The 23,981-nt window shown below is 32.2% G+C and carries 23 protein-coding genes; 18 read left to right on the forward strand and 5 right to left on the reverse strand.

What is annotated here, in order from left to right:
* Window positions 1-212 precede the first annotated feature (212 nt).
* The 14 genes from Q4Q47_RS19245 (at window position 213) to moaA (ending at window position 11,475) form a co-directional block, all read left to right on the forward strand.
* Window positions 213-1,205 (forward strand): rhodanese-like domain-containing protein, encoded by a 993-nt coding sequence (locus Q4Q47_RS19245; RefSeq protein WP_303308268.1) that lies wholly within the window; start codon window positions 213-215, stop codon window positions 1,203-1,205.
* Between the two features lie 28 nt (window positions 1,206-1,233).
* Window positions 1,234-2,238, forward strand: a complete 1,005-nt coding sequence (locus Q4Q47_RS19250; RefSeq protein ID WP_303308269.1) for a rhodanese-like domain-containing protein — start codon at window positions 1,234-1,236, stop codon at window positions 2,236-2,238.
* A gap of 20 nt (window positions 2,239-2,258) precedes the next feature.
* Window positions 2,259-3,305: a porin gene (locus Q4Q47_RS19255; RefSeq protein ID WP_303308270.1), complete on the forward strand. Its 1,047-nt coding sequence runs from the start codon at window positions 2,259-2,261 to the stop codon at window positions 3,303-3,305.
* A 136-nt stretch (window positions 3,306-3,441) separates the two neighbouring features.
* Window positions 3,442-4,101, forward strand: coding sequence for a Crp/Fnr family transcriptional regulator (locus Q4Q47_RS19260; protein ID WP_303308271.1), 660 nt, complete (start codon window positions 3,442-3,444; stop codon window positions 4,099-4,101).
* A gap of 129 nt (window positions 4,102-4,230) precedes the next feature.
* Window positions 4,231-5,409, forward strand: a complete 1,179-nt coding sequence (locus Q4Q47_RS19265) for a molybdopterin molybdotransferase MoeA (protein ID WP_303308272.1) — start codon at window positions 4,231-4,233, stop codon at window positions 5,407-5,409.
* A 9-nt stretch (window positions 5,410-5,418) separates the two neighbouring features.
* Window positions 5,419-5,757 (forward strand): winged helix-turn-helix domain-containing protein, encoded by a 339-nt coding sequence (locus Q4Q47_RS19270; protein ID WP_303308273.1) that lies wholly within the window; start codon window positions 5,419-5,421, stop codon window positions 5,755-5,757.
* A 107-nt stretch (window positions 5,758-5,864) separates the two neighbouring features.
* Window positions 5,865-6,605 (forward strand): sulfite exporter TauE/SafE family protein, encoded by a 741-nt coding sequence (locus Q4Q47_RS19275; RefSeq protein WP_303308274.1) that lies wholly within the window; start codon window positions 5,865-5,867, stop codon window positions 6,603-6,605.
* A gap of 1 nt (window position 6,606) precedes the next feature.
* The gene (mobA, locus tag Q4Q47_RS19280; protein WP_303308275.1) at window positions 6,607-7,191 is read left to right on the forward strand and encodes a molybdenum cofactor guanylyltransferase; all 585 of its coding nucleotides are present in this window, start codon (window positions 6,607-6,609) and stop codon (window positions 7,189-7,191) included.
* Window positions 7,175-7,408, forward strand: coding sequence for a MoaD/ThiS family protein (locus Q4Q47_RS19285; RefSeq protein WP_303308276.1), 234 nt, complete (start codon window positions 7,175-7,177; stop codon window positions 7,406-7,408). Before mobA ends, Q4Q47_RS19285 begins: the two co-directional genes overlap by 17 nt.
* A 103-nt stretch (window positions 7,409-7,511) precedes the next feature.
* Window positions 7,512-8,648 carry a HesA/MoeB/ThiF family protein gene (moeB, locus tag Q4Q47_RS19290; RefSeq protein ID WP_303308278.1) on the forward strand — a complete coding sequence of 379 codons (1,137 nt, stop codon included), beginning with the start codon at window positions 7,512-7,514 and terminating at the stop codon, window positions 8,646-8,648.
* Complete coding sequence (locus tag Q4Q47_RS19295; protein ID WP_303308279.1) at window positions 8,638-9,081, forward strand: molybdenum cofactor biosynthesis protein MoaE; 444 nt, start codon at window positions 8,638-8,640, stop codon at window positions 9,079-9,081. Before moeB ends, Q4Q47_RS19295 begins: the two co-directional genes overlap by 11 nt.
* 26 nt (window positions 9,082-9,107) lie before the next feature.
* A complete protein-coding gene (locus tag Q4Q47_RS19300; protein WP_303308280.1) occupies window positions 9,108-9,461 on the forward strand; it encodes a four helix bundle protein in 354 nt (117 codons plus the stop codon).
* Between the two features lie 26 nt (window positions 9,462-9,487).
* Window positions 9,488-10,399: a bifunctional molybdenum cofactor biosynthesis protein MoaC/MoaB gene (moaCB, locus tag Q4Q47_RS19305; protein WP_303308281.1), complete on the forward strand. Its 912-nt coding sequence runs from the start codon at window positions 9,488-9,490 to the stop codon at window positions 10,397-10,399.
* A 68-nt stretch (window positions 10,400-10,467) separates the two neighbouring features.
* Complete coding sequence (gene moaA / locus Q4Q47_RS19310; protein WP_303308282.1) at window positions 10,468-11,475, forward strand: GTP 3',8-cyclase MoaA; 1,008 nt, start codon at window positions 10,468-10,470, stop codon at window positions 11,473-11,475.
* Between the two features lie 63 nt (window positions 11,476-11,538).
* On the opposite strand, the gene Q4Q47_RS19315 is transcribed toward moaA, so the two are convergent.
* Window positions 11,539-12,363, reverse strand: a complete 825-nt coding sequence (locus tag Q4Q47_RS19315; RefSeq protein ID WP_303308283.1) for a dolichyl-phosphate beta-glucosyltransferase — start codon at window positions 12,361-12,363, stop codon at window positions 11,539-11,541.
* Window positions 12,364-12,538: 175 nt separating this feature from the next.
* On the opposite strand from Q4Q47_RS19315, the gene Q4Q47_RS19320 reads away from it, so the two are divergent.
* Genes Q4Q47_RS19320 through Q4Q47_RS19330 form a run of 3 tightly spaced genes read left to right on the forward strand, consistent with a single transcriptional unit; the run spans window position 12,539 to window position 18,356 of the window.
* A complete protein-coding gene (locus Q4Q47_RS19320) occupies window positions 12,539-15,628 on the forward strand; it encodes a hypothetical protein (protein WP_303308284.1) in 3,090 nt (1,029 codons plus the stop codon).
* Window positions 15,629-15,663: 35 nt separating this feature from the next.
* On the forward strand, window positions 15,664-16,842 hold the full coding sequence (locus tag Q4Q47_RS19325; RefSeq protein ID WP_303308285.1) for a hypothetical protein: 1,179 nt from the start codon (window positions 15,664-15,666) through the stop codon (window positions 16,840-16,842).
* Window positions 16,839-18,356, forward strand: coding sequence for a glycoside hydrolase family 2 TIM barrel-domain containing protein (locus Q4Q47_RS19330; RefSeq protein WP_303308286.1), 1,518 nt, complete (start codon window positions 16,839-16,841; stop codon window positions 18,354-18,356). Before Q4Q47_RS19325 ends, Q4Q47_RS19330 begins: the two co-directional genes overlap by 4 nt.
* Here the strand turns inward: Q4Q47_RS19330 and Q4Q47_RS19335 are convergent.
* The 4 genes from Q4Q47_RS19335 to Q4Q47_RS19350 form a co-directional block, all read right to left on the reverse strand.
* Complete coding sequence (locus Q4Q47_RS19335; protein WP_303308287.1) at window positions 18,346-19,563, reverse strand: glycosyltransferase; 1,218 nt, start codon at window positions 19,561-19,563, stop codon at window positions 18,346-18,348. The genes Q4Q47_RS19330 and Q4Q47_RS19335 overlap by 11 nt on opposite strands.
* A 265-nt stretch (window positions 19,564-19,828) precedes the next feature.
* On the reverse strand, window positions 19,829-21,070 hold the full coding sequence (locus Q4Q47_RS19340; RefSeq protein ID WP_303308288.1) for an oligosaccharide flippase family protein: 1,242 nt from the start codon (window positions 21,068-21,070) through the stop codon (window positions 19,829-19,831).
* On the reverse strand, window positions 21,051-21,359 hold the full coding sequence (locus Q4Q47_RS19345) for a hypothetical protein (RefSeq protein ID WP_303308289.1): 309 nt from the start codon (window positions 21,357-21,359) through the stop codon (window positions 21,051-21,053). Before Q4Q47_RS19345 ends, Q4Q47_RS19340 begins: the two co-directional genes overlap by 20 nt.
* A 33-nt stretch (window positions 21,360-21,392) precedes the next feature.
* On the reverse strand, window positions 21,393-21,722 hold the full coding sequence (locus Q4Q47_RS19350; RefSeq protein ID WP_331497758.1) for an STAS domain-containing protein: 330 nt from the start codon (window positions 21,720-21,722) through the stop codon (window positions 21,393-21,395).
* Between the two features lie 100 nt (window positions 21,723-21,822).
* Here Q4Q47_RS19350 and Q4Q47_RS19355 point away from each other — a divergent pair, with 100 nt between their 5' ends.
* Window positions 21,823-23,883 carry a tetratricopeptide repeat protein gene (locus Q4Q47_RS19355; protein WP_303308290.1) on the forward strand — a complete coding sequence of 687 codons (2,061 nt, stop codon included), beginning with the start codon at window positions 21,823-21,825 and terminating at the stop codon, window positions 23,881-23,883.
* Window positions 23,884-23,981 lie beyond the last annotated feature (98 nt).

Consider the following 23,981-nt stretch of genomic DNA (forward strand, 5'->3'; position numbering starts at 1 on the left):
TAAAACTTCTCATTAAAAAACACTTCTTAGTGTATATCACTGCCAATCACTAATAGACTGATTTTCAGATAATTAATTTGTAACAAATGTTACTAAGTTTACCGATTATTTATAAGTAAAAATTGACAAAAGTCATAAAAATAGTTGGTAACATAGTATAACTTCAAACATAATAAAACCAATTAAACAACTGAATATTAAACAATTATGTCATGAAAAAAATATCTTTATTTATAATGGTATTATCTATTTCTGCAACTGCATTATTTAGCAGTTTTACAAGTTTAGAAAATGCCGTTAACAGAACCAACAGCAATCCATCAAATGAATTTGAAATATTGCTAAATTATCTTGAAACTAATAACCTCTTTATTAATGGTGAATCATTGCCAATAATAATGTCAGAAGTTGTTAAAAAAAACATGAAAAATCCAAAATTTCATGTTATTGATATTAGAACCGCAAGTTGGTTTGAATATGGTCACATAAAAAATGCAAATAATGTAAAGCCTGCAAACTTGCTTACCTATTTTGAAAACACCATTAATCCTGCAGATTATGAAAAAATTGTTTTAGTCTGTTATTCAGGACAATCGGCGGCATATTATACTAGTTTATTAAGAATAGCAGGATACAATAATGTGTATAGTATGAAATGGGGAATGAGTTCCTGGAGAGAAGATTTTGCAGATAACTCATGGATTAAAAACACTAAAAATGATTATGCTGCAAAACTGGAAACCACAGAAAAAGAAAAACCAAAAAAAGGCTCACAACCCGCATTAAATACTGGTAAAACGGAAGCCAAAGAAATTCTAAAGGCCAGATTGGAAACCTTATTCGCAATACCTTACAAAAAGTTTATTGTAAAATCGATGGACGTTTTTGAAAATCCTGCTAACTACTATATAATAAAATATTGGGATCAAGACAAATGTGTGGGGCATATTCCAGGAACGCTTCACTTTCAACCTAATGCATCATTATCCAAAGATTTATTAACCCTACCAACAGATCAAAAAGTATTGGTATACGATATGACAGGCCAAAAAGCAGCTTATGTAGTAGCATACTTAAACGTATTAGGATATAACGTTGGCAATTTAGCCTATGGTGCCAATAGTTTTATGAATGAACTTTTAAAGGAAAAAGGTTTAGACGCCTTTTCTAAAAAGGAAATTAACATGTTTCCTGTAATTGAATAAAAACCTAACAACTTAAAACAATACAATCATGAAAAAATTAGCATTATTAATAGGATTATTAGTAGTCCCTGCTCTATTCCTAACTTCCTGTGATAGAGGAGATGACCCTTCAGACCCAACAGCAATTTCTACACCTGCCTTCACACTTATGGCAGATTATATGGTACAAAATAATTTAGACATAAATAATATACTTACTAATACTGATGGAGAAAAATTTGTTAAGGCTCCACCGGCAACAGCGGATTTGGTAGACGGTTTTCTAAGCAAGTATTACATTATGGATATTAGAAACAGTACAGACTTTTTAGCGGCTCATGTTAATGGTGCCAAAAATGTTGCTTTTGCCGATATTTTAACTGATGCCGCTAATGCCACAAAACCAATACTTGTTGTGTGTTATACAGGACAAACTGCATGCTATGCTACTGGACTTTTACGCATGTATGGGTACGCTCATACTTTTGCTTTAAAATGGGGAATGTCTGGCTGGAATTCAAATAACGCAACACCATGGAATAATTCTATAGGAAATCCAGCACAAGGTCATGCCAATTGGACCAACACAGGTGCACCTACAAATATTGTATATGAAGCTCCAACAATAACTAGTCTCTCTACAAATGGTGAAACCATTCTTAAAGAACGTGTTGAAGCAATTGTAACATTAGGCTTCCAAGGCGTTAATGGCACAGATGTGATAGCTAATCCAGGTAACTATTTTATAAATAATTATTTCAGTGAAACTGACTATCTAGGCTTTGGACATATCAATGGCGCTTATAGAATCAATCCACTTAAACTTTCAGACGATAGCTATTTAGGCCTTAATCCTGCCAACAATGCTAAAGTAGTAACATACTGCTATACTGGACAAACATCTGCAGTAATTACAGCTTGTTTAAGAGTTTTAGGATATGATGCTTATAGCTTAAAATTTGGGATGAACGGATTATACAATTCCAATCCTGTTTGGACATCTAACAAATGGAGCGCTTCAGTTTCTAAAGACTTTCCAACAGTTTCTAATTAATAGATTTAAACACATAAACAATGAAAATTAATATATATATATTATTTGCTCTATTAATATTTCAAGTAAATAATACGTTTTCGCAAGGTTGTGATGATGATGATCCTGTTGCTAGTGATTCTCTAAGTATTAACAATATTAAAATATTTGGATATATACAACCGCAATACGATTATAATTTTACCGATGGTGGTGAAAATACATTCCGGTTTAAAAGAGCCAGAATAGGTGTTAGAGGCAACATAAAAGGTGATTTTTCATACTATTTTATGTTAGAAGCTAGCCCATTTATTGGCAGCTCTGGAGATGCTTATTTAATGGATGCTTTTATCACATATGATAAGTACAATTGGGCAAGAGCATCAGTAGGTTCGTTTAAGCAACCTTTTAGTTTAGATGTAAGCACACCATGTAATGCGCTTACAACTATCGATAGATCTATTGTGGCAGACCAATTAGTGGCGCCGCAAAGAGATTTTGGAATTATGCTTTTAGGAGGAAATAAGTACACCAAATTTAATTATGCTATTGCCTTAATGAATGGCAGGGGCTTAAGAGTAAAAGATGATAATACCAAAAAAGATATTATCGGACGGCTTACTTATAAAATAACTAACTTTTTAACAGTTGGCGGTAGTTTTAGATATGGGTATCCAATTCCAAACAACGACGATGATTCACGCACATCTTACGGAGGTGAATTTTTATTAAACTGGGAGGCATTTGAACTTCAGGGAGAGTATATTTACGATGAAGGTGCTTACTTTAGTGGAGCCGCAGGTGGTTGTGGCGCAACGCCTGTTGCTTTAGCTGAAAAAAGAGATGGTGCTTACATCATGGCATCATATTTAATAAAAGAGCATTTCCAACCAGTATTTAAATATGAATATTTTGATCCAGATATTGACCTTAAAGATAATATTGGTTATCAAGAAAGAATGACTATAGGAATTAACTACTTCCATAACGAAAAAGTTCGATTTCAATTAAATTATCAAGCAAATATTCAAACTGTAGTAAATGTAGACGATGATGCACTAATAGGGCAATTACAAATAAAATTTTAGTTTATAATTAATTCTTTTTCAGTAATTAAGCTCTAGTTTAGTACTTTAAACCCTCTAGCTTTTGTTAGGGGGTTTTCCTTTATAATTGATTATCTTTACTATCAAACACTAAATCAAACCAATACACCTTATAAAAGTGAATAATCAAGAATTAACATTAAGGCAAAAACTTGATGATTGTTATTCTGAAATTTTTGAAAAAAAATTAATGGATGAAATTATTAAAGCAGGTCATTTTAATAAAATTAAAAGCGGTGGGCTACTAATTGACATAGGAAGTGAGTTAACCCATATTCCCCTAATTCTAGATGGTATCGTGAAAATTATAAGAAGAAAAAAAAATGGGGAGGAAATAGTTCTTCATTTTTTAGAACGAGGTAATACCTGTGCCATTTCATTTGCAAACTGTATCAACCATAAAAAAAGTATATTCAAAGGTGTTGTAGAAACTAATATGGAAGCTATTTTTTTACCTGTTGACCATATTGATGAATGGCTATCCAAATATAAATCTTGGCGTCATTTTATTATTGACAGTTACCATTTTAGATTAATAGAAATGGTAGATTCAATTGATGGTTTAGCATTTATGAAAATGCATCAACGATTACTAAAATACTTAACCAATAAAGTTAAAATAAGCAAAGATGCTGAGCTAAAAATAACGCATCAAGAAATTGCTAATGATTTAAATACATCTAGAGTTGTGATTACAAGACTATTAAAACAATTACATGATGAAAATAAAATCTATTCTACAAGGAACAAAATTAGAGTCTTAGAATTTTTTGAATAATACCAATTATATTTTAAAATGAAACATAAAAAGCAAAATTGTTTTTATGTTTTATCACATAAAAGTTTCTAATTATTTTAATCATATTAAAACGAATCGTTATATTTGCAAAGACATAACGATATGTAAATGATTACCATAGAAAAAGCTATAAATACAGTCAAATCAAATATTAAACCTCTTTTAAAAGAAGCGTCTAAATCTATTGAAAAATCTGGTGGATATAAGCTTTCTCAAAATGTTACTTCTCCAATAAACATGCCACCTTTCAGACAATCGGCCATGGATGGTTATGCATTATGTTTACACGAAAGTTTAGAATATAATCTTATTGGAGAAATTAAAGCAGGCGACCAACATCAACCTATTTTAAAACAAGGAGAAGCAGTTCGTATTTTTACAGGAGCGGCAGTTCCAGATTCAGCTAATGCTGTTATGATGCAAGAAAAAGTTGTTAGAAACGGAAATTCCATTAGCGTTGAGCATCAAATAGGTTTAGAACACAACATTCGCCCGTTAGGAGAACAAGTCAAAATAGGTGATGTCGCTCTAAAAAAAGGAACAAAATTAACACCTGCAGCTATTGGTTTTTTAACATCCCTAGGAATAACTGAAGTTTTAGTTTACAAAAAACCCTCAATAGCTTTAATTACTACTGGTAATGAACTTGTTGAAGCCGGTGAACCGTTAGTGTATGGGAAAATATATGAAAGTAATTCTAAAATGCTTTTAAACGCTTTATATAGTCTTAAATTTTATGATGTGACTATTCACAAAATAGAGGACGATTATACGCAAACCAAAAACAAGCTTGAAACTGTTATCAACGACAACGATTTGGTCATTGCGACAGGCGGAATCTCCGTTGGTGATTATGATTTTGTTGGGAAGGCTCTTAAAGAATTACAAGTAGAAGAAGTATTCTATAAAGTAAAGCAAAAACCAGGAAAACCTTTATTCTTTGGAAAAAAAGAGAATACTGTCATATTTGCTTTGCCTGGTAACCCTGCTGCTGCCCTATCATGCTTTTATGTTTATGTATATATCGCACTGCAAAAAATGATGAATAAAAATACGATTGAATTACCAAGAATAAAAGCTAAGTCTATTTCTACATTCGAAAAAAAAGGAGATAGACCTCAGTTTTTAAAAGCGATATATAGCGAAGGTGAAGTTAAAATATTAGAAGGGCAAAATTCATCCATGCTGCAAACATTTGCGCTTTCAAACGCATTAGTTTTTGTTCCAGGAGATGTTTCAAGTATTAATATAAATGACGAAATAGAAGTTATTTTATTACCAATATAAGTGATGATTATGGGATATAAAATTAAAAGTAGAATTTGGATTGAATCTGAAAACAATGTACTTCTAGGTGAAGGCCGTGTACATTTATTAAAGGCAATTCAACAAACAGGGTCGCTCTCAAAAGCAGCCAAATCTTTAAATATATCCTATAAAAAAGCATGGCAGCTTTTGGACTCCGTAAATAAATCAGCAAAAAAGCCAGTAACCATTAATAGTATTGGTGGTAAAGGTGGCGGAGGTGCCGAACTAACCGACTACGGAAAATCGTTGGTTAAAGCCTTTGATGAAATTAATAAAAATTGTTGGGCGTTTTTAGACAAACAGTTGGAAAAAATAGAAATGCTATAAATACCTGAAGTCTAAAAGTTAAGGTTAACAGCTAGAAACCAGAAACCAGAAACCAGAAACCAGAAACCAGAAACTAGAAACTAGAAACTAACAAAGAAAAAATATAAATGTTACAAACAGAAAACATATACATATTTTTAATCATACTCCCAGTAGTATCTTTTCTGTATTCCAGTGTAGGACATGGTGGTGCAAGTGGCTATTTAGCATTAATGGCATTATTTTCATTCGCACCGGAAATTATGAAACCCACTGCCCTATTACTCAATCTTTTTGTCGCTGGTATTTCATTTTATTATTATTACAAAGAAGGTTTCTTTAACAAGAAATTATTTATATCCTTTGCAATCATCTCAGTACCACTAGCCTTTTTAGGCGGTACAATTGAGATAGACGCTTCTATATATAAAAAGATATTAGCTGTTCTGTTGGTTTTTGCCATATTAAAAATGTTAAACGTTTTCGGAAATGAAAGTAAATCAATTAAAGATGTAACACTTTGGCAAGGATTATTGGTCGGTGGTATTATTGGATTCTTCTCAGGGCTTATAGGTATTGGTGGTGGAATTATACTAACACCGGTTATTTTGTTGTTGCACTGGGGTAAAATGAAAGAGGCCGCAGCAGTTTCTGCCCTATTTATCTGGGTGAATTCTGCCGCCGGTTTAATTGGACAAGTAAGTAGTGGTGTTCATATTAAAATGGAATCTTTCGTTTTAGTGGCCATTGCAATAGTTGGTGGTATTTTTGGAGGCTACTTAGGAAGTAAAAAAATAAATAATCAAAAGCTCAGATACATTCTATCTTTTGTATTAATAACTGCATGTTTAAAATTATTCTTTACTTAAAATGATCGATAAAAAAGACATAACAGGTATAATTTTGGCAGGAGGTAAAAGTTCCCGTATGGGAACGGATAAAGGTTTTTTAGTGTTGAACGAAAAATCTTTTATTCAACGAAGTATTGATGCCATAAAACCCTTGGTATCTAATATCATTATTGTTTCTGATAATCCGGATTATGATATCTTAAGTTACGAAAGGGTAACTGATACCATAAAGGATGCCGGGCCAATTGCTGGAATCTGTTCTGGTCTTGATGCATCCCAAACGAATTACAATTTAGTTTTAAGCTGCGATATACCCCTAATTAAAACTGAGATACTGGAAAAACTAATAATGAATATTGATACCAATTCAGATATCATTCAGATAGAAAGCAATGGAAAAGCAATGCCTTTAATTGCTTTGTATAAAAAGCAATGTAGTATCATTTTTAATAATTTATTGAAAACAGACGAAAAACGTTTAAGAATGGCTGTTAGTCAATGTCGTGTTAAAAATATCCCTTTGGATAATAATGATTATAACACCACAATGAACGTGAACACTAAAGAAGAATTAAAACAATTAGAAGATGCTTATAACGATTAAATATTTTGGTCAAATAGCAGAGGTAACTCAACAAGAAGAAGAGTCTTTGGAATTCTCAGGGGTTTTTATTTCTGAACTTATAGAACAGCTTTATGAAAAGTATGTCCCATTAAAGAATAAGGATTTTAAAGTTGCACAAAATCAGGAATTAGTAACATTAGAAACGCAGGTCTCTGGAAGCGACATTGCGCTTTTACCACCTTTTGCAGGCGGGTAGTCATTTCGACCTAGAGGGGGAAATTGCATAACTTACTGTTATGGGATGTCTCAGTTGTACCTCATTCGATATGACAAAAAATGAAATATTAAAGTAATTAGAAATGGTAGGATGGGATTCCTGCCTTCGCAGGAATTTAGGAATGAATAGATATAGCAGACATATAATATTATCAGAAATCGGACAAGAAGGTCAAGATAAACTTTCAAATGCTAAAGTATTGGTTATTGGTGCCGGTGGTTTAGGTTGTCCCATTTTACAATATCTTACTGCCGCTGGTATTGGTCATATTGGTATTGTAGATTTTGATGTTGTCGAAATATCTAATTTGCAACGACAAGTACTGTTTGGCACATCATCATTAGGAGAAAATAAAGCGGTAGCAGCAAAAAAACGTTTAGAAGATTTAAACGATAGTATTTCAATAATTGCTTACCCTAAAAAACTCACTCATAAAAACGCTATAGATTTATTTAATCAATATGATATTATTGTTGATGGAACCGATAATTTCGCAACGCGTTATCTGGTTAATGATGCCTCTGTTATAACCAACAAACCGTTGGTTTTTGGAGCTATTTACAAGTTTGAAGGTCAGGTTTCTGTCTTTAATTATAACAACGGACCAAGTTATCGCTGCCTATTCCCTACCCCTCCAGAAAAAGGAGCTGTTCCTAATTGCTCCGAAATAGGTGTTTTAGGTGTTTTACCTGGTATTATTGGAACGATGCAAACCAATGAAGTTTTAAAGATCATTTTAGGTCTTGGTCAACCGCTTTCTGGAAAACTACTTTGTTACAATGCGCTAAATAGCCAAACAATTACATTAAACATAAACAGATCCTCATCTGAAATTGAGGCTATTTTAAGTAAAAAAGATAGTTTTCATACCCAAAATGTTGAAGAAATTTGTGAAATAGAAATCGATACTATTTCAATAACCGAAGCTATCAATCAAACAAACATTCAAATTATTGATGTTCGTGAAACTCATGAAATACCTAAAATTGAAAGTTTAGACATTACGTACATTCCTTTGGGTATATTAGAATCTCAACTAGAAAAAGTTGATTCTGAAAAGAAAAAAGCCATTTTTTGTCAATCTGGAATAAGGAGCAAAAAAGCTGTATCTATATTAAAATCATATGAAATCAATAATTGTTATAGCATTATTGAAAGCGCTTTAGAAATTAAATCATATTTAAAAGAACAACATAAAGAAGTATCAAATGACAGATAAAAAAATAAAAAACGTATTTAGACAAGGAGCCATTTCTTCAGAATTCATAGGAGATTCCATTGCTAAACACCAAACAAAAACAAGCATTGGTGCTCATAATATTTTCTTAGGGCAAGTACGTGCTGATGTTATAGACAACAAAACAGTATCAGCAATAGAATATACCGCTTATGAGGATATGGCTAATGCTAAATTCCATGACATTCGAGAAGCAGCTTTTGAAAAATTCGAATTAACATGTATGCATATCTATCACAGTTTAGGAACTGTAAAGGCTGGTGAAATATGCTTATTTGTATTCGTATCATCACCAAGACGTAAAGTCGTTTTCAAAGCTTTAGAATTTATTGTAGAAGCTATAAAAGCAGATGTTCCTGTTTTTGGAAAGGAGATTTTTGAAGACGAATCACATCAATGGAAAGTTAATAATTGAATATTGACTAATTATTATTGATTATTATGAAAGAAGCGTTAAAAAAAAGAACTAAAATTTTTGCACATAATTGCATTAAGGTTACAGAGTTTTTTCCAAAGACTTACCTCACTAATCATATAAAAATGCAGCTTATCAGGTGTTCAACGTCTGTAGCTGCAAATTATAGAGCGACCTGTGTTGCTCAATCAAAACCCAGTTTTGTTGCGAAAATTAGTATTGTTATAGAAGAAGTAGATGAATCAAATTTTTGGCTGGAATTTGCTCTGGACGAAAACCTTATTCAAAAAGACAAGATTGAATTTTTATTAAAAGAATCTAGCGAATTAACAGCAATCTTTATGGCTTCAAGAAAAACAGCAAGCACTAATAATAAATAATCAATAAAAAATATTCAATTCAAAAAATGGTCGATATTACACATAAAAGCACCACATTACGAACCGCGATAGCACAAGCTGTTGTAAAAGTTAGTAAATCAGAAACAATACAAGCAATCGAAAACGATAAGGTTCCGAAAGGCAATGTATTTGCCATGAGTAAAGCTGCTGGATTATTAGGCGTAAAAAGAACACCTGATATTCTTCCAGACTGCCACCCCTTACCTATTGAATTCACTGGGGTTGAATATGAAATAAACGGACTGGAAATCACTGTTTTATTTACGGTAAAAACTATTTATAAAACGGGTGTTGAAGTTGAAGCTATGCACGGAGCGAGTGTTATCGCCCTAAACATGTATGATATGTTGAAGCCTATAGATAAAGGTATTGAGATCCATGCGATAAAACTACTTAATAAAAAAGGCGGGAAATCTGATTTTAGAGATCGTTTTAGAAAAGACCTGAAAGCAGCTGTGATTGTATGTTCCGATACTATTTCAGCAGGACATAAAGAAGACAAAGCAGGAAAAGCGATCATAAAGAAATTAGAGGAAAGCGATGTAAAAATTGAAGATTACATTATTATTCCTGACGAAAAAGAGATCATCCAAGAGAAGGCAAAAAACTATGAAAAAGAAGGTGTTGATTTAATTATCTATACAGGTGGAACTGGGCTTTCTGTTAGGGATATCACTCCAGAGGCGCTTTTACCGCTTTTAGATAGAAGAATTCCTGGTATTGAGGAGGCTATTCGCAACTACGGACAAGACAGAACACCTTTCTCCATGTTATCCAGAAGTGTTGCAGGAACTATAAATAACACATTGGTATTAGCGCTTCCTGGTTCAACCAATGGTGCAAAAGAATCGATGGATGCTATATTTCCATCGGTATTACATATTTTTAGAATATTAAAAGGTGCAAGACATGATTAAGCCCCTCCCGAAATTGCGAAAAAGCAATTCCGACCTCCCCAAAGGGTAGGTATAATCTAGGATTTAAAATGAATAGAAATAAAAATATATTACAAGATTTACATGGTAGAGACCATGCGTATTTACGTATCTCTTTAATAGAGCGATGTAATTTACGTTGCACTTACTGTATGCCGGAAGAAGGCGTGCCACTATCTCCTAAAAGTCATTTAATGACTTACGAGGAAATTTACGAAATAGCAAAAACTTTTGTAGATCATGGCGTTACTAAAATTAGACTAACTGGTGGAGAACCTTTGATTAGAAAAGATATTCCAACTATTTTAGAAAAATTAGCCACACTTCCTGTAGAGTTATCTATTACGTCTAACGCTGTTATTATTGATAAGTTTATTGCCGTTTTAAAGGCAAATGGTGTCAATAAAATCAATGTAAGTTTGGACTCTTTGGATGAAGACAAGTTTAAACACATTACCAGAAGGCACGAATTTAAAAAGGTTTATAACAATATTTTATTATTAGTAAAGGAAGGTTTTACTGTTAAGGTGAATGCTGTTTTAATGAAAGATTTTAACGATAATGAAATTATAGATTTTATAAATTTCACCAAAGATTTACCAATTTCTGTTCGCTTTATTGAATTCATGCCTTTTGATGGTAATAAATGGGATATGAGTAAGATGATATCTTATAATCAGGTAATGAATTATGTAAATGATACATTTCCTGAAACACAAATAGAACGTTTACAAGATGCTCCGAATGACACTTCAAAAAACTATAAAATAAAAGGTTACCAAGGGTCTTTTGCTATTATAAGCTCAGTTACCAATCCGTTTTGCGATTCCTGTAATAGACTGCGATTAACTGCCAACGGACAATTAAAAAACTGTTTGTTTTCTTCAACAGAATCAGATTTATTAACCACACTAAGATCTGGAAATTCTATTGAACCAATCATTCAAAAAGCAGTACAAGCTAAGCTTAAAGTTCGTGGCGGGATGGATACTTTAAAAAAATTACAAGAACCTAAATTACATTCTAAGAATAGGAGTATGACAACCATTGGGGGATAAAAAAAGCAGTGCTTAAAATCATTAAGCACTGCTTTCAAATCAAACAAAGTGTATGAGGCTAAGTTAAGCTGCTATCTCAATATTCGAACTGTTAATTACATTAATCTTATCTAGAGTTATTACTTTACCAGCTTCTAGTGTATTAGAAAAAATTGATAAAACGGTATAAGAAAACCAAATGTTAATTAGCATTAATGGTATTTGCAACGCATCTTTCATTCCTAATTTAGAATCATCTACATGTACCCATCTATCTAATGGCTGTTCGTACATTTTATTCATAATAGCTTTCGAACCAAAATGCTTTTTAAGTCTTAAAAATATTTCAACATCAAATAACCATCTTGTTAAAAATGATCGATTATATGCTACAGGAATAATATTACGTCTAAAAACTTTAGCACCACACTGTGTATCTTCAATTGGTAAACCTAAAATTAGAAATACAATCATTTTTACCATTTTTGAAAATATATTTCTAAACAGATTTCTTTCTATTTGTCCTTCTCCTTTTCCTCTTGAACCATAAACCAATGATAAATTATCATTATTATGTAAAGTATCTACCAACTTTTTAAAGTCGTTAAAGTTGGTAGATAAATCTGCATCAATAAAACCAATATAATCTATATCTTGTCTATTAAATAAGTAACGTGCACCAGATCTTACTGCCGCCGCTTTACCAGCGTTCTTTTTCACATCTACAATACTTACTCTTGTTTGAGCTTGTTTTTGAACATCCTGTAATACCTGTAGTGTATTGTCTTTACTACCGTCATTTACAAAACATAAATGAAATTCATTATGCGATTGAATAAATTCGACAAAAGCATTAACATCTAATCTTTTTTCTTCATTGTAGCACGGTATAATAATTCCTGTTTTCATAATAAGTTTGTTTTGATTTCTACTTCAAAAGTAGCCGTGACTGACGTCTTTTTTGGGTGTAATTCGTTGGTTGGAAACGTTGTATAGACGAATGAAAATTTTACTTCGATAAATACCACTCGTCGAAACAAAACTTTGTTATATCTTTAATTCGTAGAAAACAGCTTACATTTTAATGAAGGAAAAGTCAAATAAATATTTAATGGTTGCTTTGCTCTTGGGGTTAGCGTTTCACGGGACTTCTATATTCTTTACTTTAGAAACCACCTATGATGCGCTAATACATTTGTTTTTTGCAGACCATTATGCGAATAGTTGGTTTGAACCATGGAACTATAAATGGTACACAGGCTTTACAGTAATGAGTTACCCGCCATTAGTGCATCAGGCTATTGCAGCATTTTCTTTTATTGGTGGATTAAAATTTGGGCTATTCATAGTAGCCATCATTAGTGTTATATTATTTATAACCGGGGCTTACCGATTTGCTTTATTAATGACTTCAAATAAAACTGCTGCAGGTTACGCCGCCATATTAGCTGTACTATCGTCGTCGTTTGTCGAAACTCTACACTTATTTGGACAATTACCTAGTATTATTGGAATCTCTATTTTAATGCATGCCCTACCAGAAATCTATTTATGGATAAAAACAGGTAAGTATTGCTATTTATTGACATCTTTATCATTAATAGCAGTTACAGTAACATCACACCATGTCACACCTATATTCGGTATGGTGTTCTTCATTTTTCCTTTAATAGGTATGGTTATCATGGATGTTTCAAGAGAACAGGTCGATTCCATCAAAGCCATAACGTTCAAAGTTTTTTTAAGTAGTTTTTTTAAACTTTTTAAACGGATTGTAAGTTTTGGAATGTTATCACTGGTCACCATCATTGGATGCATTCTACCTTATTGGATCAATTCTAAAAGCAACCCCATTACACAAGTTCCTATTCCACACGGATCACGTGATAACTTTTTAGAAATCACTTCATCCGGTTTGGTTTTCTTTTTAATCCCTTGGGGTATATTACTTATACTTCTCCCCTATATATTTTATAGATATTATAGTAAACGCTATTTGTTCTTTGGTTTATCAATAACTATATTATTTATTTTAGGAACAGGAGGCACCACCTTTATCCCTAGATTTGTATTAGGTGAAACCGCTTTTAATATTTTAACACTTGATCGATTTACATTATGGGCTTCCATCATGTCTCTCCCTCTTTTTGGTGAATTTGCTTATCGTTTTATAGAAGGCGATTTAAAAACCTTAATACAGAATAAATTTGGAGCTATCTACCATCGTATTATTGGTGGACTACTCGCTGGTCTATTTATATTCATGACCATTTTCACCATGAGCTTAGGGTATTTTAGACCTTCTCAACCTCAGCAAATAAAGATGTTACCCATTGTTAATTTTCTTAATCAAGACCAACATGACCAATGGCGTTATATGACTTTAGGCTTTGGAGACCAAATGGCGTGGTTATCTGCGCAAACCAATGCAATGAGTGTTGACGGTAACTACCATTCTGCCAGACGACTACCAGAGCTTACAACAAGGCCTATTGAGCGTTTAGAAAATTCTAAGTTCAAAGGCATTGAAGGGATTGGGTCTTTACAACAGTTTTTAACCACACCGGAAAAGTATCATCTTAAATATATTTTTTCTAATGATAAGTTTTACGATCCCATCTTGTATTTCTGTGGTTGGCAACGCCTAAGACAATTAGAAAATGGCATTCAGGTATGGGAAAAGCTAAATGTACCACCAATATCATCCATTTTACCAAAAGACGATGTCGCTATGTGGCAAAAAATACTTTGGGGTATTATTCCTTTTTTAACGGTTATTATAGCGTTTATATTGAACATTCAATTACTATGGATTCGTGCTTTAAAAACGAAGGTGAAAATAATTCCTGAATACTTGAAATTTGAGACTAATTATAATCAATTTTCAAAAAGACTTCTTAAAACAACGCATATTTGGTCTGTCATTCTAGTTATAGTTGTTTGTTTTGGTATCTATAAATTCTATATTAAAAATGACGCACATCATTCGCCAGAAAACGCTATCATAGCCTATTATGACGCTTTGGACTTTAAAGAATTTGAAAAAGCACATAGTCTTATTAATCCAGAAAGTAATATACAAATTGCACAATATATGTTGGAAATCTCGGTAACCGATGGCTTATTAAGTTCGTATGCTAAATTAGATGCCATAGAGACCATCATAATAAATGAAACTGATAGTTTAGCTACAGTTAAAGTCAATACTAATTGGATAACTCCTTTAGAGAAAATAAATAAAACAGATTATAAATCATTGATTAAATTACATGGCAAGTGGTTTATTCAACCTGATGATATTGATTTAGATTTACCTCCAGATCAGTTGTATTCCGATAATACCACGAGTTATTTTAATCAGGGTCGCAGACGTATTACGACAGAACAAACCCATCATGAAGATGTTTTAAAACAACCAGTTTTAGAAGTCCTTTCTGCTAAATTGATAAAATATCATAGTAGTTATGCTTTAATAGGCGAAGTTCAGAATATAGACAATGTTCCTGCTGATGTTGTTTTAAAAGGTACCTTGTATAATGATAACGATAAAGAATTAGCAACTTTTAATGCCAAATATCATGTAAAGCATAAATTAATGCCAAAGGAAGTGAGCTCTTTTAAAATCAATTTTGAAGGCATTGCCTGGTCTAAAACTCAGGATTCTATCCCGAAAACTTTTAATCCTGACGAATTTACACCTGTTGAGTTTAATGAACAACCTACTAAGTTTAACTTACAAGTAGCCGGTAATGTTTCTGGTTCAGATTTATACAAAAAGGCAACTTTAAGTGATTTAGATATCTCATCAAATGTTATTAGCGGAAAATTATTTAATTCTGGATTAGAAGAAATTACCATTCCGCAACTATTGATTACTTATTATGATGACCATAAAAGTCTGATTTGGGTAGATCATTTGTTTTTAGAAGAAGGCATCAGGCAGCAACGACAACAAACTTTTAAATATTCACTTTTAAAAGATCACAACATACTCATAATAAGCGATGATATGAAAGATTGTTATGTAAATGGTTTACCAAATGAAGCCATTTCAAATAAAATAGTCCCGGATAGAATTATAAATCAAACGCATACAAAACTGCAAACCGTAAATAATCCAAACTATAAGTTTATTAAAATTGAAATTAACAGTTATATAGGAAACCCAAATTGATGACATCAAAGTTTACATACCTGCTCATAATAGTAATGCTATCATTATCATTCAGATCTTCTGTGGAACAAGTAGCAATTAATGAGACATTCCATTTACTAACTAATGAAACCGAATTTGAAGTAGGAAGCACTATTGTTTTAAAGTTTTCAACCAGTAATAGTTCTAAACCAAACTTATATTTAAGTAACAGCTATGGCTCTATAATCCTTAAACCTGTTCTTGAAAGCGGTGTTTTGAATTACCTACTCCCCAAATCATTCAGTAATAAAAAAGGAGTAATTAACTGGAAATTATTAAGTAACAATACACCATTATCCGGTAAATTCAATATGCACTCAAAACAAGAAGTAGCAACAATGGAAACCTATTTAGGACCACCGAGCATTGAAGCAGGGGGGACAGATTACACCATGTTAGTTGTTATTCCAACAGATTCTTATGATAACCCTTTAAAAGATAGCACCCAAGTTTTAGTAAAACACCAGTTTTTAGCAAATGAAAGTCATGATGTTATTTACATGAAAAATGGCATCAGTTATAAAAATATATTTTCAGAACTAAAAACAGGACGCATGCTTATCGGTTCAGAATCTTTAAGCAAAAACTCAAAAGAATATGATGTTAATGTGTTACCAGCTATTCCAACTGATTTTACTATAGCTTATAATCGTAATCATGAGTATGCCGACGGTAATCAAATAACTAACTTTTCAACTTCTATTATAAAAGACAAAAACAACAATGTAGTTAGTGATGGTACCTATGTCGATTTTTTTATTACTAATACCTCAAACCATGTGCTTAAAACGTCTGGTAGTACAATTAATGGTATTGCGACGGCTAAAATGATTCACCCAGACCATCAAGATAGCTGGACAGTAAAAGCTTTTATAGAAGGTATGGCAGAAAGCAATAGTATAGCATTAATTTACAAACAGGCTGTTTTAGATTTTCAGGTTATTTTTTCTGAAGACAACCGAACGGTTACTATCGGGCCTTTAAAAAGTTTTATGAATCAAATGATTCCGGATGGTTTAGAGGTAAAACTACATATGTATCAAAACGACACAAAAATCAAAACACTTAATAAAAGTTCGTTTGAAGGTTATACTAGCTTTAAACTGAATTCTGATATTTTCCCTGAAAACATGTACACTTTTAAACTAGAAACTGCTGGTATTGAAAAAACATATCAAAATATTAAACTATGATAGGTATTAACAAGAACATATTACGTGTCACTTTAATACTCTCATACATTGCTATCATTGCTTTGGTTGTCTTTGGGATTAGTAGTTTATATAGTTATCTTAATACAGGTGCAGACAGAAGCAGCATACTACATACAGAAATTAAAAAAATAGATCAGTATCTACCTAAAATAGTATGGGCGCCTTTGAACAATGAAGGTCGACCTATGGATATGCAAACCCTAAATACTATTGAAAATGATTACCTGGATGCCTGGTATGTTAAACATATAGCTTACAAAACCAATAAAGCTAAAGGTATTGACGACTATTATACTGATAGCGCACGTGAAAACATTTTTAATATTATTGAACATAATACCACTGAAAACATTGCTGTTGAAGGTACGACCTTAGAGCACCACCCTACTCTGGAGTTTTTTAGTGAAGATGGGCAACTGGCTGTTATAACTGATAAAGATGTAGTTGAATACAAGTGTATTTATGAAAATAAAAATATCATCTTAGAGACCACAGAGAAATCGACTTACAAAATTATTTTACTATTAGAAGATGGTTTTTGGCGTATTCGACATATGATGAAGGTTCACAGTGAAATTTACAATAAAAAGGAAATACCATCTTCAAATCAAATAACACCATTAAAAGGCATTAATTATTATCCACAAGATGCTCCTTGGGATATGTTTGGTGATACATTTAATTTAGATATTATTTCGAAAGATTTCAAACTCATTAAAGAAGTTGGACTCAATAGTATTCGGCTTTTTGTGCCTTACGTAGATTTCGGCAAGGCAAATGTAAATACGGAAAAATTAAAAAAGCTTACTCAAGTATTAGACTTGGCCGAAATACAAGAATTGAAAGTCCTAGTGACATTATTTGATTTTTATGGTGATTATTCGGTATTGGATTGGACGTTAAATCAGCGTCACGCAGAAACTATCGTCACTACTTTAAAAAACCACAACGCTTTGTTGGCTTGGGATATTAAAAATGAACCTAATTTAGATTTTGAATCTCGTGGACAAGAGCATGTGATTGCCTGGTTGAACCATATGATTGATTTGGTAAAATCTATTGATCAAGAACACCCCATTACTATCGGCTGGTCCAATGCCAAAAGTGCTACCATTCTAAAAGATAAACTAGACCTTATCACCTTTCATTATTATGAAGATCTGAATGATTTAGAAAAAACGTATCAAGATTTAAAGCAAAAAACACCTAATAAATCTATCGCTATTACCGAATTTGGAATGTCATCGTATAAAGGGCTTTGGAACCCTTTTGGTAATTCAGAAAAGAATCAAATGGCATATCATAAACAAGCACAAAACATTTTTCATAACTACGAGATATCCTCTATGTCCTGGACACTCTATGATTTTACAAAAATACCAAAGGAAGTCGTTGGACGACTTCCTTGGCATAAACGGGCTCAAGAACATTTTGGGTTTATAAACCAAAACGGAGAGACTAAACCCGCTTTTAAATTTATATCTAAACAGTAACCTGTTGTTGTTGTTGTAATTTTTCTCTTTTCTTTTTTAAAATAATAGCTTCAAATGTATTTAAATAAATGTTAATTATTCTTAACATAGGATAAGCAGTTGCCGCTTTATAATTAGCTCTTTCCAGCTCAACTCTATAGGCATTATCTTCAAGAATTTTTTGAATAGCTAAAGCCAAGCTGCTCACACTTGTAGGTTCAAAAAACTCGCCTTTATAACCTTCATCCTTTACTAAAAGAGCCAAGTCTCCTATATCTGGCATAACAACAGCTTTACCATAACTTCCTGCTTGATGTAATACACCAGAGCTCCCTGTTGTAGATGTATAAGGAAATACCACAAGCGCACTCTCTTTGAACAATTTTGGTACATCCTGCTCTTCAACATAACCCGTAAAAGTTAATCCTTCAACATGGCTATAAGCCTTTTTTACAGACTCTAAATACCCTGGTGTATTAGGATTATCCGTCCCTGCTATAACGACTTCTAGATTTAAATTTGAATATTTTCTGATACGCTCAACAGCTTCAATTAACGATTCTACTTTTTTATAAGTTCCAAACTTTCCAAAAGTCATAACTTTAAAAGGTTGCAGTGGTACGTCGTAGGTTGGTTCTTCAAGGATTTCAAACGTACCATGTGGTATAAGTTTTACATTTTTAGCATGGTATTTTTCCTCTAAAATGTCAACATACTTTTGCATGGTTAAAGCAACGACATCGGCTTGAAGAATTAATCGTGTTAATGTGCTCCCTATAAATCCATAGATTTTCTGCATGATTTTATTATTTGTAAATCCTGCATTTCCCAAATCTACTTCTTCCAGTATGTTATGCAATAAAACAATATTTGGGATTTTTTTAAGCTTACAAACCAATGGTAACATTAAACCTAAAGCAGCGGCCACTTTTTTATCACCAAACTTCATAAACTGTAAATTGAACAAAACGGCATCTGGTTTAGTTGCATCAATAGCCTTAGTCACACTAAAAATGGTAGTATAGCTATTAAATTTCCAACATTCTTTTATTGTTACTTTGCATCCAGCTTCGATAAATTCAATATCTTTTTTTCCTTCTGTTTTATCAGTTAACAATATTAATTCTGTTATCCTTTCTTTTTGTCTAAAGTGTTTTACCAAATGATATGCATATTCATTTAAAGTGACTTTACTTGGTGGATATGCTGTTACGATTGCTAGTTTCATAATAATCTAGTTTAATATTTATAGTACAAATTTGGGGTTTTACTCACCAAAAAAGGGGTGGTTTTAGATGAGTCAACTTTTACTGTAGACGAATGGTAACTTGCTTTAGATTAAGCTCTAATTCCCGCGGAGGCGGGAATCTTATACATTGACCCCATTACTTTCTTTATAGATTCCTGCTATAGTTTATCTTGAGGATTTGGGTAAACTGGTAAAGCGAGAGCATTTTTAGATTCTTCAGTCGTACCTCCTTCTGAATGACAAGTTAAACCTTTTTTTGATCCAATCTAAAGAATACAAGTTGAATGATCAATAATAAAATCATGGCTACAATCTGCATATAAACAACTTGCTCTAAACTATCGTGATAGAAAACAACCAATACCATTTGAAGCATCCCGAACACTCCTGATATAATTACCGGCACATATTTATCTAAAGACAAATAGTAATAAGCGAATATGTTAGAAATGGCAAACATGCTTGTTGCTATGGCATATTTCCATAAAAGAGGCGCCATGGCTATATAACTTTCACCAAATAATAGCTTAATGATCGTTTCAGGGAAGCTTAAGCATGCTAAAACAATGGTCATTGAAATAACTACTATGTACCCAACATACTTAAATAATGTTGATGCGGTTTCCTTTCCTTCTTTTTTAAGTTGAACTACTGTTGGCAATAATAACATCACAAACATCCAGGCTATAAAATAAACGATACGTCCTATTAAAGCTAAAGAAGCATATAAACCAGCTTCATAAGATTCAAAGTAATGTTTTACTAAAAGAATATCACTGTTATTAATGATGATCTGTGTTAACTCATAAAAGGCAGTTAATATAAAAAACTGTTTCACTTGTTTAGATTGTAGAACAGGCATTTTAACTGCTTTTTTCAAACTGACCTGCTTAAATTTAAAAGGCACTAATCCAAATCCAAACGACATAAGGATACCAATAGCTATAACGACTGAAGATTGAATATTGAATAAGAAGATTAATCCTAAAGTAATCAGTAATCGACTCAACATTTCTAATTGATATGTAATCGATAGTGATTTATAGGCTTTCTTTCCTTGAAAAATACCTCTGTTAACACTCATTAAAAAGTATAAAGGCACACCGCATCCAAAAATAATGAACATGCTTGAAGATGCCGTATTAAAAAGTTGTTGTAATTGAGACGCAAAACCAATAACTAAAACACCTAATACTAAGCCTATAGTGAAAGCATTCTTATAAACTTTTGAGATAAAACTTTTAAACAATTGATTTTCAAAAAGCACCGAAAACTTTGCAGTAACCAATTGAAAGGTCATTGCTACAAAAGATAACACCAATAAAAATGTTATTAGTACTGCTGCATCTGCAAATTGTGCCGGACCTAATAAGCGACCAAGAATTAGATTATATAAATAATTCCCTCCATTAACTGCCAGAACACTTATCATAAATAACTGCTCTGGCGTCACTCTTTTCTTTAAATTATTTGCTATCGTAATCATTTCTAAATATGTTTATTAGATTAGCAGCTTCAAATTGCTTCTTAATACGTTTATTATCTTTCCCTAGAACGAATAGAACTTTACTTCTTCTTTTTGCTTTAGCATCAATAAACTGCATGACATTTAAAGCTTTAGCATCCATACGCTTAACTTGTTTAAGACATATTGTAATTTCATAATATCTATCCAACAGGTTATTAAAGAAATCTGCTACCTGATTGGTATATGCATTTGTAAAATGACCCCGTATTTCAAAAATGCCTTTGTTATTTATTATCTCGAAGTTCATAGTATTTGGATTTAGGTTTATACTAATTATGATTTATGCTACATTTGTAAAGGTCAAATCATCATAGATTTCTTTACAACCAGTACCAACAATATAAAATGGTCTATTATAAATCAATGCATTGCTGTAAAGAGCTCTTAAAGCTTTCATACCATTAGTGTCAATTTCTGTTACCATTTCAATATCTATAGTTAAAGTTTCGTAAGTATTTAAAACAGCCTCTAAATGATTTTGAAAGCTCATTGCTGTAGTAGCGTTAAGAGTTCCTTCTACTAAAAATGTTCTATTTTGTTTTGTTATTTTAAGTGCCATAATTTCTATTCTTTTATTAATACTATTTTGATTTCTGATGTAAAGATGCATTGGAATCCTTAATTTTATTATCCAAGTTCGGTGAGTTGCAGTTTGCTGTAGACGAATGATTGAAATCTATTGATTAACTTGCAAGTACTAAAAATCGCTCATGAATTTAAAATCATACGTAGTCGTAACACTCCTGTTTATTAGTACACTTGGGGTATCTCAAAACATGCAAGAAGGGTTTACTTACTTAGAAACTGGTAAATATGAAGCTGCCAAAACATATTTTAAAACTGTTTTAAAAACCTATCCAGATAACAAAACTGCTAAGCTATGTTATGGACGAGCCGTAGGTCTAAATGGAAATTCCAAAGAAGCGGTTTCTATATTTACCGACTTACTAAAAACCTATCCTAAGGACTTTGAAATTAAACTGAATTACGCCGAATCGCTCCTTTGGAATAAAAACTATCATACTGCGAAAGGCTATTACGAAGAACTTATTAAAGAAAATGATCAAAGCTTCCCTGCTCTTTTAGGATATGCCAATACCCTATCTAATCTTAAAATATATGATGCCGCCTTAGTGTATGTTAATAAAGCTTTGAAAATCTCTCCTGGAAATCAAAATGCCCTAACCTCGAAAAAATATATCTATTTGGGTTATGCTTACCAAAATCAACAGCAACAAAACTATGTGGAGGCTGAACGACTTTTAAAAGAAAACCTATCCCTTTTTGAAAATGATAAAGAAACCTTAATCAACTTAGCCAATCTGTATTTAATTTCTGAAGCGTTCGACAAGGCTGAAACCATCTATAATACTATTAGTAAAAGCAAAGCCAATAAAACAATAGCATTAAATGGACTTTCCCTAGTAAAACACTTAAAAAACAAAGACAAAGACGCCTTAAACTTTAGTACAAAAGCATATAACACCATACCTAACTTAAACGATGTTAAGCTAATACAACAAACTCAAGAACGTTATATACAAGCCTTAATTTGGAATAAAAAGTATAAAGACGCCCAAGTTTTAATAGATGAATTAATAGAAACGAAGCCTAACACCAATTGGGTTTTAGCCTTACGAGCAACCTTAAACATCTATAAAAGTGATTTCAAAAAGAGTTTAACGGATTACAATCGTATTCTGGAAAACGACAGCAGCTCTTTTGATGGAAACTTAGGAAAAGCCAATGTATTAAAAGCTTTAGGCTTTTATGATAAAGCCTACCAATCGGCCAATAGTACCCTTAGTTTTTACGAGAATCAAAAAGATGCAATAAATTTTATTAAAGACTTAAACACCCGTTTTACTCCTTTTTTAGAAACCAAGGGCTCCTACTCCTTTGACAATGGAGATAACGAAGCCTATGCATTTCAAACTAATGTGGAATTTCTAACATCTACAAAATTTAAATGGTTAGCGAATTATGGATATAGAACCACTAGTAATTCGGTAACAAATAACAAAGCCACATCAAATGATTTTTCTTTGGGGTTAACTTATCAGTTATTACCAAATATTACCTTTAAAGGAACTGCTGGTATCACTACAGCAAAAGCCAATACCAATGATTATACCCAATTGTTAACCGATGTATCGTTTAACGTTAAACCCTTTAAATTACAGGTTTTAGATATTGGCTATAAACGGGAGATTCAGAATTTTAATGCGGATCTATTAGACCGTGAAATAGTGATGAATAACTTTTACGCCAATTACAATCTTAGCACTAACTTCAATTTAGGTTGGTTTATGCAGTATTATTATACGTCTCAAAACGATGATAACACCAGAAACTTATTGTTTACTTCGTTATATTATAACATACTTAGTAAACCGTCTCTAAAAGCAGGTCTAAACTACCAATACATCACCTTTAAAAATCAGGTACCTACTATCTACTTTAGTCCTGAAAAATTTAATGCCACCGAGGTTTTTATAAACTTAATTAAAGATGAAGCCATCACAAAACCAAAGGAGTGGTTTTATGAGTTAACTGCAGCTACAGGCTATCAGTTTATTGAAAACAATACAAAACAAAGTACGTATCGTATTCAAGGAAAATTAGGCTATAGGTTTTGTGAACGCGCTTTATTAAATATCTATGGTACCCGAAGTAATATTGCCTCAGCTACTGCTGCTGGGTTTACTTTTACGGAGATTGGATTACGATTTAAATGGTATTTGTTTGAAAAGCCAGTTTTTAAAAATTAAACATTGGTATTTTTGGTTATTATTTAATTCTATAATAGAGCTTGTACAAAATAAAAAAAGGTAAAAAGCAATTGCTTTTTACCTTTTGGAAAGAATTA

Origin of the sequence: Flavivirga spongiicola (assembly GCF_030540825.1) — a bacterium.
Classification (GTDB): domain Bacteria; phylum Bacteroidota; class Bacteroidia; order Flavobacteriales; family Flavobacteriaceae; genus Flavivirga; species Flavivirga spongiicola.